This is a genomic window from Pseudomonas shirazensis, assembly GCF_050496565.1.
GTDB classification, from domain to species: Bacteria; Pseudomonadota; Gammaproteobacteria; order Pseudomonadales; family Pseudomonadaceae; genus Aquipseudomonas; species Aquipseudomonas shirazensis_A.
Genome location: NZ_JBNWAE010000001.1, coordinates 274,859 through 283,551, shown reverse-complemented (window position 1 = coordinate 283,551; position 8,693 = coordinate 274,859). Strand labels below are relative to the sequence as shown.

Below are 8,693 nucleotides of genomic sequence, written 5' to 3'. Positions count from 1 at the left end.
AGCGTTCAATCGACAAAATCGCTGCGCTCCGTGTCGCTGAGGGCGGCCGCGCCGTGGCTGTCGGTCATGCGCAGCAGCGTGCTGTCACCCTGGGTTTCGCTGAGCTGAATCTGTTCGACGAACTGGCCGCCGCTGATGTCGATGCGGGTGAATATCTGTTTGAGCAGCAACGAGCGCGGCGTCAGTTGCAGCTGCCAGTGCGCGGCGTCACCGCTCAGGTTCAGCTCGAAGTCGCGCTTGAGGCCGGCGCTGTCGCCTTGCAGCACGGCGAAGAACAGCCGGTTCTGCTCGGCGCCGGCACTGGCGCTGGGCAGGCGCTGCCAGCCGCTTGGATCGCGCCGGGCAATGCCGTTGGCATCGATCCGGTAGTCCTGGCGTAGCGGCGTCTGCAACAGCCACAACAGACCATGCTCGCGGGCCAGCACGAACTGGCCCTTGCTCAGCAATGGCTGGGGCAGGGCGCGCAGGTGCTTTTCCTGAATGAACGGGCCTTTGACCACGGCCGGCGCGCTGAGCTGGCGCTGCAGGTCATCAAGGCTGAATGCGTGCGCCAGCGGGCTGAGCAAACACAGGACAAAGGCGATCAAGGTGCTCAGGCGCTTCATGGCAAAACCCTCTGCACGGCGTCGAGCATGACCTGCGGCGAGGCCAGCTGCATCTCGCCGCTGTCGATGTGCACGGCGACCTGCACCGTGCTCGCACGGGTCATCCGCTCGCCGGTTGCGGCGTCGCTGATCAGGTAATTGATCTTCAGCCGGTTTTCCCACTCGACCAGGCTCGCACGCACGGTCAGGCGCTGGCCAAAGGTGGCCCCACGGATGTAACGCAGCTGCAGATCGATTACCGGCCAGGCAAAACCGCTCGCCTGCATCTGCACGTAGTTGTGGCCAAGATGGTCGAGCAGCGCGCAGCGGGCCACTTCGAGGTATTTGACGTAATGGCCGTGCCAGACCACGTGCATGCTGTCGACGTCGAAAAACGGCACCAGCACTTCGGTGTCGAGGTGGATCACTCCCGCACTACGCATGCAGCCTCCAGTGGCGTTGGCCGATACGCAGCAGGCACTGGCGCAGGTCGGCTTCCAGCGCGCGGTCTTCGATCACTGGGTCGAACTCGCCGAGCAGGGCTTGGTGCATCTGCGCCAGCGCTGGCGGCAGGGCATGGCTGTCAGCCTGGCGGGCCCGCAGCCACACGCCCTGGTTGGCGGCCAGCAGGGTCGCAGCGGCAACCTGCTCGGTCAGCTCCAGCACGCGCAGGGCGTCGCGCGCAGCGATGGTGCCCATGCTCACCTTGTCCTGGTTGTGGCATTCGGTGGAGCGCGAGAACACGCTGGCCGGCATGGTCATCTTGAGCGCTTCGGCGGTCCAGGCACTGGCGCCGATCTGCACGGCCTTGAAGCCATGGTTGATCATCGCCCGCTCGGCCGGGGCGCCCGACAGGTTGCTTGGCAGGCCGTGGTTGTAACGGGTGTCGACCAGCAGTGCGAGCTGGCGGTCGAGCAGGTCGGCAACGTTCGCCACCAGAGTCTTCAGGCTGTCCATGGCAAAGGCGATATGGCCGCCATAGAAGTGCCCGCCATGCAGTACGCGCTCGGCGTCGCCGTCGATGATCGGGTTGTCGTTGGCGCTGTTCAGCTCGGTTTCGATGAAGCCGCGCAGCCAGCCCAGGCTGTCGGCCAGCACGCCCAGCACATGGGGGGCGCAGCGCAGTGAGTAACGGTCCTGCAGGCGGTGCAGCGGCGGCAGCGGGGCGTCGATGGCCAGGTCCTGGCGCAACCAGGCGGCGACCTGGGTCTGGCCGGGGTGCGGCTTGGCGGCGAACAGGCGCTCGTCGAAGTGCTCCGGGTTGCCCTGCAGGGCGATGACGTTGAGGGCGGTGATGCGCGTGGCCAGCTGCAGCAGGTAATCGGCACGGGAGAAGGCCAGGCAAGCCAGGCCGGTCATCACGGCAGTACCGTTCATCAACGCCAGTGCCTCTTTGGGACGCAGCACCAAGGGCTGCCAGCCCAGCTCGCGGTGCACGTCGGCACTGCTGCGGCGCTGGCCCTGGTAGCTGACCTCGCGCTCGCCGGAGAGGGTCGCGGCGACGTACGACAGCGGCGTCAGGTCGCCGCTGGCGCCGACCGAGCCTTCTTCCGGGATCAACGGCAGGATGTCGTGTTCGAGGAACGCGCGCAGGCGCTCCAGCAACTCCAGGCGCACCCCCGACACGCCATGGCTCAGCGAGCGCAGGCGGGCTGCCAGCACGGCGCGCACTGCCGGTGCTTCGAGCAGGCGGCCCAGGCCGCAGCCATGGAAGGTGTACAGGTGCTGCGGCAGCGCCTCGACATGCTCCAGCGGCACGGCCACCACGCAGGAATCGCCGTAACCGGTGGTAACGCCGTAGATCACCCCTTCCTTGCTCAGCAGGGTGTCGAGAAAGCGCGCGCCACGGGCGATGCGTTCGCGGTAGGCGGCGTCGTCCTGCAAGTGGGCGCTGGCCCGGCGTTCGGCCAGGGCTACAACAGCTTCGATGGCCAGGTGCGACTCACCGAAAGTTACAGGCTCATGCGGATGCATCGTCGTCGGTCTTCCAGAAAGGGTAGAAGTTGAACCACTGCAGCGGCGCTTGGCTGCAGTAATGCGCCAGGCGTTGCGCATAGCGCGTGGTCCATTCGGCAATCACTTGGTCGCGCTGGCCGCGGCGCCATTGCACACGCTCGGCAAAGGGTTCGAGGGTGACCCGGTAGCGGCCTTGCAGCTTGAGGCAGAACAGCAGGTTGAGCGGGCAGCCAAGGATCCCCGCCAGCAGCCACGGCCCCTGCGGGAATGCGGCGCGGTGGCCGAGGAAATCCACCTCGACGGTGCGCGCGCCGTGCAGCGGTACGCGGTCGCCGGCAATCGCCAGCCATTCGCCGCGCTCGAGTCGCTCGGACAGCTGCAGCATCACTGCCGGGTCCAGCTCGCTGACCTGAATCAGGCGCAGATTGGTCGCGCCGGCCTCGCCCAGCAGGCGGTTGAAGCGCTCGGCGTGGCGGGTGTGCACCAGCACGTTCATGGTCACCTGCTCGCCCAGTTCGGCCAGCGCCCGGCACACTTCCAGGTTGCCCAGGTGGGCGCCCACCAGCATCTGCCCGCGCGCGCCGCGCAATTGCGTGCGCAGTTGCGCCGGGTCGTCGATTTCGATGTCTTCCAGGCGCAGACGGCCGTTCCATACGTCGAGCTTGTCCAGCAGGGCGTCGGCGAATGCCATGAACTGGCGGAACACCTGCCACTGGCTCGGCGCCGGTGTCTGCCCGCCGTTCCAGGCGCTGAGCCGCTGCTGGTATTGCCAGGTACTGCGCCGGGCGCGGCGGCCGAACAGGAAGAAGTAACCAACGATGACGTGGATCAGCGGGCTCAGCACGCGCCGGCCAAGTAGCCGTACCAACGTTGCGGTCAGCTTCATCAGCCAGAAACTGCCGCGCTCCTGATGCTGCGCCCAGTGTTGCGAAGGCGTCGTCATGCGCGCCACCTGCGCCAGACGATCAGCGGTGCGCGCAGGAGCATGCCGAAGAACAGCTTGGCGTGCATCTTCGAGATCAGCGCGTTGTCATGCACCAGGCGAAAGTGCGACAGGCCGTCCTGCGGGTAGTGCACTCGGGTGGGCAGCCAGCGCATCGGCTGGTTGCGCCAGGCCAGGCGGACCAGGATCTCCGGGTCGAAATCCATTCGCCGGCCAAGCTTGACGCTGTTGATCAGGGCCAGCGTGGCGGGCAGCGGATACACGCGAAAGCCGCACATGGAATCGGGAATCTGCAGCGACAGGCTGTTGATCCACACCCAGACGTGGGTCAGGTAGCGCGCATACAGACGGCCCTTGGGCACACTGGCGTCGTATTGCGGATAACCGCACACCAATGCCTGTGGATCACTCTGCGAAAGCTCAAGAAACCGGCCGATGTCGCCCAGGTCATGCTGGCCGTCGGCGTCTACTTGCAGCGCATGAGTGAAACCCAGCCGCGCCGCTTCGCGCAGGCCGGCCATCACCGCGCCGCCCTTGCCCTGGTTGACGCTCAGGCTGACCAGATAGATGTCCGCCTGGGTAGCCAGTTGCGCCAGTACTGTGGCGCAGGCGGCGCTGCTGGCGTCGTCGACCAGCACGCAGGGCAGGCCGGCGCGCTGCAGGTCGCTGACCACCGCCGGCAGCGCGTGCTCGTGGTTGTATACCGGGATCACTGCGCAAGGCTTATGCATCGACCGTCTCCATCAGAATGCGGCCGCTGGAGCAGGCCTGCCCGGCGCAGGTGTAGGCGAAGTAGAGTTTGCCGCGCTCGCTGTCCCAGCGCAGGCTCAGCAGCAGTTCGTCGCCGGGGCGCACCAGTTGCTGGAATTTGAGCACTTCCATGCCGGCGAAGCGGCGCTCGCCCGGCAGTAGTTCACTGGCCAGGGCAATCGCCCAGTCGACCTGCACCACGCCCGGCAGCACCGGCGTTTTCGGGAAGTGCCCGCTGAAGCAGGCCAGGTCCAGCGGCACGTGCAGTGTGAGCAGGTGCTGATCCTGCTCCTGGCGCTGCTCGAGCAGCTCCGGCTGCATGCTGCGTGGCGCTTGCAGCAGCGCCTGCACCTGGGCCTCGGGCAGTTTGCCCTGGCTGGTCAACGGCAGCTGGCGCAGCAGCCGCCAGCGCCGCGGCAGGGCGACCGCTTCGCAGTGATCGGCCAAGTGCCGTCGCAGGCCTTCGATCAACGCGCGTCGGCCCTGATTGCGCAGGGCGTGCAGGCCGCTGGCCGACAACACCAGCAAGGCGCCGAGGTAGGCGCGGCCCTGTTCGAGCATGCCCAGCCGCGCTTCGCTGACCCAGGCATGGCTGCACAGCGCTTGTTCGAGCAGGGGCAGCGATACGCGTTTTTCTTCCAGCTTGACGATCCGGTCGAGCCGGCCGAGCAGGCGCAGGCGCCCGTCGGTGCTGAACTCGACCGCATCGGCTGTTTGTTCGACATGCCCGGCGGGCAGGTAGGGTGAGGCAATGCGCAGGGCGCCATGCGCGTCCTGGCTCAATTGCACCTCGGCAAAGGGCTGCCACAGGGTGTCGCCCTGACGCCAGGCGATGCCGCCGGTTTCAGAGCTGCCGAAGATCTCGGTCGGCCATTGGCCGAGCAACTGCTGCAGGCGCTGGCCGGCCTCGGCGGGCAGGGCGCCGCCCGAGGTGAACACCCGGCGCACGTGGCCCAGCGCCGGCCAGTCGAGGTTGTCGCCCATGCGTTTGAGCAGGGCCGGGCTGGCCACCCAGGCGAAGTCTGCATGCTCGCGGCTGGCACGTTGCAGGTCTTCGGGGAACGGCAGTTGGCGGCGCTCGAAGCCGCGCCCGGCGCACAGCGGCCAGAGCACGCGGAACAGCAGCCCATAGATATGTTGGGTAGCGACGCTGCCAATGATCCAGGCATCGCCCAGGCTGGCGCCCCACAGCGCTTGCAGCGCGCTGACTTCATTGGCCAACTGGCGCAACTGCTTGTCGATGCGCTTGGGCTCGCCGCTGGAGCCGGAAGTGCACAGGCTGATCGAGCAGGTGTGCAGGTCAAGGTCGGCCGCCGGCAATGGCTCGCCGAGCAGGCTGAGCAACGACTGATCGCCAGCCTGGTCGCTCAGCCACAGGTCAACCTGCTCACTCCAGCGCGACCGTGTGGCGGCTTGCAGGTCGGCTGGCAGCAATACGGTGACGCCAGCGCGCCAGGCACCGAGCAGGGCGATCGCCAGCTCGGCGGCGTCTTCCAGGTGCACCGCCAGGCGCTGAACGCCGCGCTGTTGCAAGCCACCGGCGAGGCGCAGGGCCTGGGTGCACAGCTCGGCGTGGTCCAGTGCTGGCGCCTGGGTCACCTGGCGCGGCGCATCCAGCGGGCGCAGCAGGTGGTGAAGATTGATCCAGTTCATGGGCGTCCTCGCACACGTTGTCTTGTCAGCCATTCGCCAGCGAACAGCAGGCCCATCGCGATATAGGCGACCAGGCCGTTGTACAGGGTCCACCAGCTCAGTGGCGCCCACAGGGTCAGGCCCGCAGCGATCAGCCCGTTAAGCAAAAAGAACAGGCACCACACCTGCGTCACCCGGCGGGTGTAGTGCACCGCACGGGCCGGCAACTCAGGCTCGCGCAGGCGTGCCAGGCGCTCGGCCATGGGCATGCCGTGGAGCAGGCTGGAGCCGAACAGGCCGAGCATGAAGGTGCTGATCAGCACCGGGTACCAGCGCAGCAGTTGGGCGCTGTCGCTCAGCCCGAGCAGGGCGCAGAAGGCCAACGCCAGCGCGGCCATGCACAGGCTGGCTGGGCGGCGCGGCGCGCTCAAGGCGCGGGCCAGCCACAGGCCACCCAGCAACAGGGCGAACTGCCATGGGGCAAAGTGCGCCAAGCCGAAATGCACGGCAAACGGGTACAGCACCCCAGCCACGATCAGGCCGAGGCCGATCAAGCGTTTCATGCGGCTGAGTTGACCAGGCGGAACACCGCTTCGACCACGTCATTGACAGTGCGCACGGCCTTGAACTCTTCGGCGGCGATTTTCTTGCCGGTTTGGCGCTTGATGTGGTCGATCAGGTCGATCGCATCGATGCTGTCGATTTCCAGATCCTGATACAGGTTGGCGTCCAGGGTTACGCGCTCTGGCTCCAGCTCGAACAGCTCGACCAGCGCATCGCGCAAAATATTGAAGATGTCTTCGCGGGTTTGCATGTGAGTTCTCAGGCGGCGTTGCGGGCAGTGACGAACGCCGCCAGGGCGGCGACGCTGCTGAAATGGTTGCGGGTGTCCTTGGCGTCGGCGTCGATCTTGATGCCATAGCGCTTCTGGATCGCCAGGCCGAGCTCAAGGGCGTCCACCGAGTCCAGGCCCAGGCCTTCGCCAAACAGCGGCTGCTGGTCGTCGATGTCGTCCACGCCGATGTCTTCCAGGCCGAGGGCGTCGATGATCAATTGCTTGAGGTCACGGTTAAGGTCTTGCTGTGGATCGCTCATCGATGGCGAGCTCCTTGATGTAGTACTGATGCAGATAATCGTTGAGTGCGCGCGAGGCCTTTGGCGCAGGGCCAAGGGCAGCAAACGTTTGTGGGTCGATATCGGCGCCGACACTCAGGCTCAAGTGCACGCGGCGCTGGGGGATGCGGTACCAGGGTTCGTTCTTGGTCAGGGTGGTCGGGCTGACCTTGATGGTTACGGGGGTGATGATCTTCGCACCGCGCAGGGCAATCGCGGCGGCGCCGCGATGAAAGGCCGGCGCCTGGCCGGGCGGGGTGCGGGTGCCCTCCGGGAAGATCACCAGCGGCTGGCCGTCGCGCAGGCATTGCACGGCGTTGTCGAGCATGTCCATGCTGCCGTCGTTGCCCAGGTACTGCGCTTCACTGACCGGACCGCGGGTGAAGGGGTTGTCGAACAGACTCTGCTTGATCACGCAATTGCCCTGACGCACCAGGCCGATGAGAAACACCACATCGATCAGCGAGGGGTGGTTGGCGATGATCATCTGACCGGGGCGGCCGAGGCGCTCGGCGCCGTCGATCTGGTAGGTGAGCACGCCACTGAACCGCATCACCCGTACGAACTGCCAGAACAGCCAGCTGATGGTGTAGCGCGCGCGTTGGCGATGACGCACCACTCCACCCGGCAAGCAGCTGAGCAATGGAAACACCAACACGCGCAGGCACAGGCCGCCGAGACCAAACAGGCAAAAGCACGCCGCTGTCGCCAGCAGGCGCCAGTAATAGTGATCGCGGGGCTTGCTCACGGCTGCCGTTGCCAGGTCCATGACCGCCGCTTCCAGGTATGGGTGAAGCAATCCACGCCGCTCAGCGTGGCCTGCAGCCAGTTCAGGGCATGTGGCAGGGCGGGTGGCGACGACTGCGTGGCTGCCGGGCCAAGGCTCAGTTGCCACTGCTGACCCGGGGTGACCAACAGGCCGAGGGCGTAGGCGAAAGGCACATCATCGACCCAGGCGTCATAGACCGCCGGCGGCAGTTCTTCGCAGACGATCAGCAGCACTGCTGGCGCGCCTTCCGCCAACAGCGCCGACGCTTCGAGCAAGCCCTGCTCGAGGCCATCGCCGGCAGCGGCAATGGCGGTCATCTCGCTGGTTTCGCCGCGCAGGATCGACCACAGCCCGATCACCGCGTTGTGCACCGACAGGCTGAACTGGGTCGGCGACAAGGGCTGGCGATCAGCCAGGTCGCTGAGGATGGCAAAGGTGCGCGGGGTTTCGCCATGACGCGAGGCAAACACCAGCGGCAATGCCTCGCGCCCTTCAGCCAGCGGCCAGCCGACAGCAAAGGCCATGCGCGCCAGATTACTCAGGCGACGGCGCTGCATGGCCGGCAGGAACGAGACGTCTGGCGACGCCGCTTCACTGCAGCTGTGTCGGCTGCCCTGGGCCCACGCCTGCCAGTCGGCAGGCGTCGCCAGGCCTGGGGCCCAGGCACGCCATTGGCTGATATTGAAGGTGATCACGGTGCTTTTAATTCCGCCCTGAAGGACTGCCTTGCCGAGGGATGACTCGTAACAACGACCTGACAGGGTTGGCGCATTTGCCAAGTGGCGCGCATTATCGCGGCGCCAGCGGCGTGTAGCAATTGCTGGTTACGTAATCGTCATCTGACAAGTTCATTTACGTTTTGCACAATGCCGACATGTGGTGTAGGCAAATTCCGACAAGCGGTGCAGCCAGTGTATCGGCTACCGTTGGTGCGGCTTGATCCAAG

Annotated in this window: 11 protein-coding genes; all 11 read right to left on the bottom strand. The window is 66.2% G+C overall.

Annotation, left to right across the window (positions count from 1 at the left end):
• Window positions 1-5: 5 nt before the first annotated feature.
• From ACQZ2L_RS01190 to ACQZ2L_RS01140, 11 genes are read right to left on the bottom strand one after another with little or no spacing between them, the layout of a single operon-like run.
• Window positions 6-605: an outer membrane lipoprotein carrier protein LolA gene (locus ACQZ2L_RS01190; protein WP_430324398.1), complete on the bottom strand. Its 600-nt coding sequence runs from the start codon at window positions 603-605 to the stop codon at window positions 6-8.
• Entirely contained in the window at window positions 602-1,027 is a 426-nt protein-coding gene (locus ACQZ2L_RS01185; protein WP_430324397.1) for an acyl-CoA thioesterase, read from the bottom strand. Before ACQZ2L_RS01185 ends, ACQZ2L_RS01190 begins: the two co-directional genes overlap by 4 nt.
• Window positions 1,020-2,558: an HAL/PAL/TAL family ammonia-lyase gene (locus tag ACQZ2L_RS01180; RefSeq protein ID WP_430324396.1), complete on the bottom strand. Its 1,539-nt coding sequence runs from the start codon at window positions 2,556-2,558 to the stop codon at window positions 1,020-1,022. The genes ACQZ2L_RS01185 and ACQZ2L_RS01180 overlap by 8 nt, the downstream gene beginning before the upstream one ends.
• A complete protein-coding gene (locus ACQZ2L_RS01175) occupies window positions 2,545-3,483 on the bottom strand; it encodes a glycosyl transferase (protein WP_430324395.1) in 939 nt (312 codons plus the stop codon). The genes ACQZ2L_RS01180 and ACQZ2L_RS01175 overlap by 14 nt, the downstream gene beginning before the upstream one ends.
• A complete protein-coding gene (locus ACQZ2L_RS01170; protein ID WP_430324394.1) occupies window positions 3,480-4,214 on the bottom strand; it encodes a glycosyltransferase family 2 protein in 735 nt (244 codons plus the stop codon). Before ACQZ2L_RS01170 ends, ACQZ2L_RS01175 begins: the two co-directional genes overlap by 4 nt.
• The gene (locus tag ACQZ2L_RS01165; RefSeq protein WP_430324393.1) at window positions 4,207-5,886 is read right to left on the bottom strand and encodes an AMP-binding protein; all 1,680 of its coding nucleotides are present in this window, start codon (window positions 5,884-5,886) and stop codon (window positions 4,207-4,209) included. Before ACQZ2L_RS01165 ends, ACQZ2L_RS01170 begins: the two co-directional genes overlap by 8 nt.
• Entirely contained in the window at window positions 5,883-6,428 is a 546-nt protein-coding gene (locus ACQZ2L_RS01160; RefSeq protein ID WP_430324392.1) for a hypothetical protein, read from the bottom strand. The genes ACQZ2L_RS01165 and ACQZ2L_RS01160 overlap by 4 nt, the downstream gene beginning before the upstream one ends.
• Window positions 6,425-6,679: an acyl carrier protein gene (locus ACQZ2L_RS01155; protein WP_314876733.1), complete on the bottom strand. Its 255-nt coding sequence runs from the start codon at window positions 6,677-6,679 to the stop codon at window positions 6,425-6,427. The genes ACQZ2L_RS01160 and ACQZ2L_RS01155 overlap by 4 nt, the downstream gene beginning before the upstream one ends.
• Window positions 6,680-6,687: 8 nt before the next feature.
• The gene (locus tag ACQZ2L_RS01150; protein ID WP_430324391.1) at window positions 6,688-6,960 is read right to left on the bottom strand and encodes a phosphopantetheine-binding protein; all 273 of its coding nucleotides are present in this window, start codon (window positions 6,958-6,960) and stop codon (window positions 6,688-6,690) included.
• The gene (locus ACQZ2L_RS01145) at window positions 6,935-7,747 is read right to left on the bottom strand and encodes a lysophospholipid acyltransferase family protein (protein ID WP_312387326.1); all 813 of its coding nucleotides are present in this window, start codon (window positions 7,745-7,747) and stop codon (window positions 6,935-6,937) included. Before ACQZ2L_RS01145 ends, ACQZ2L_RS01150 begins: the two co-directional genes overlap by 26 nt.
• Window positions 7,723-8,442 (bottom strand): beta-ketoacyl synthase chain length factor, encoded by a 720-nt coding sequence (locus ACQZ2L_RS01140; RefSeq protein WP_430324390.1) that lies wholly within the window; start codon window positions 8,440-8,442, stop codon window positions 7,723-7,725. Before ACQZ2L_RS01140 ends, ACQZ2L_RS01145 begins: the two co-directional genes overlap by 25 nt.
• Window positions 8,443-8,693: the final 251 nt, after the last annotated feature.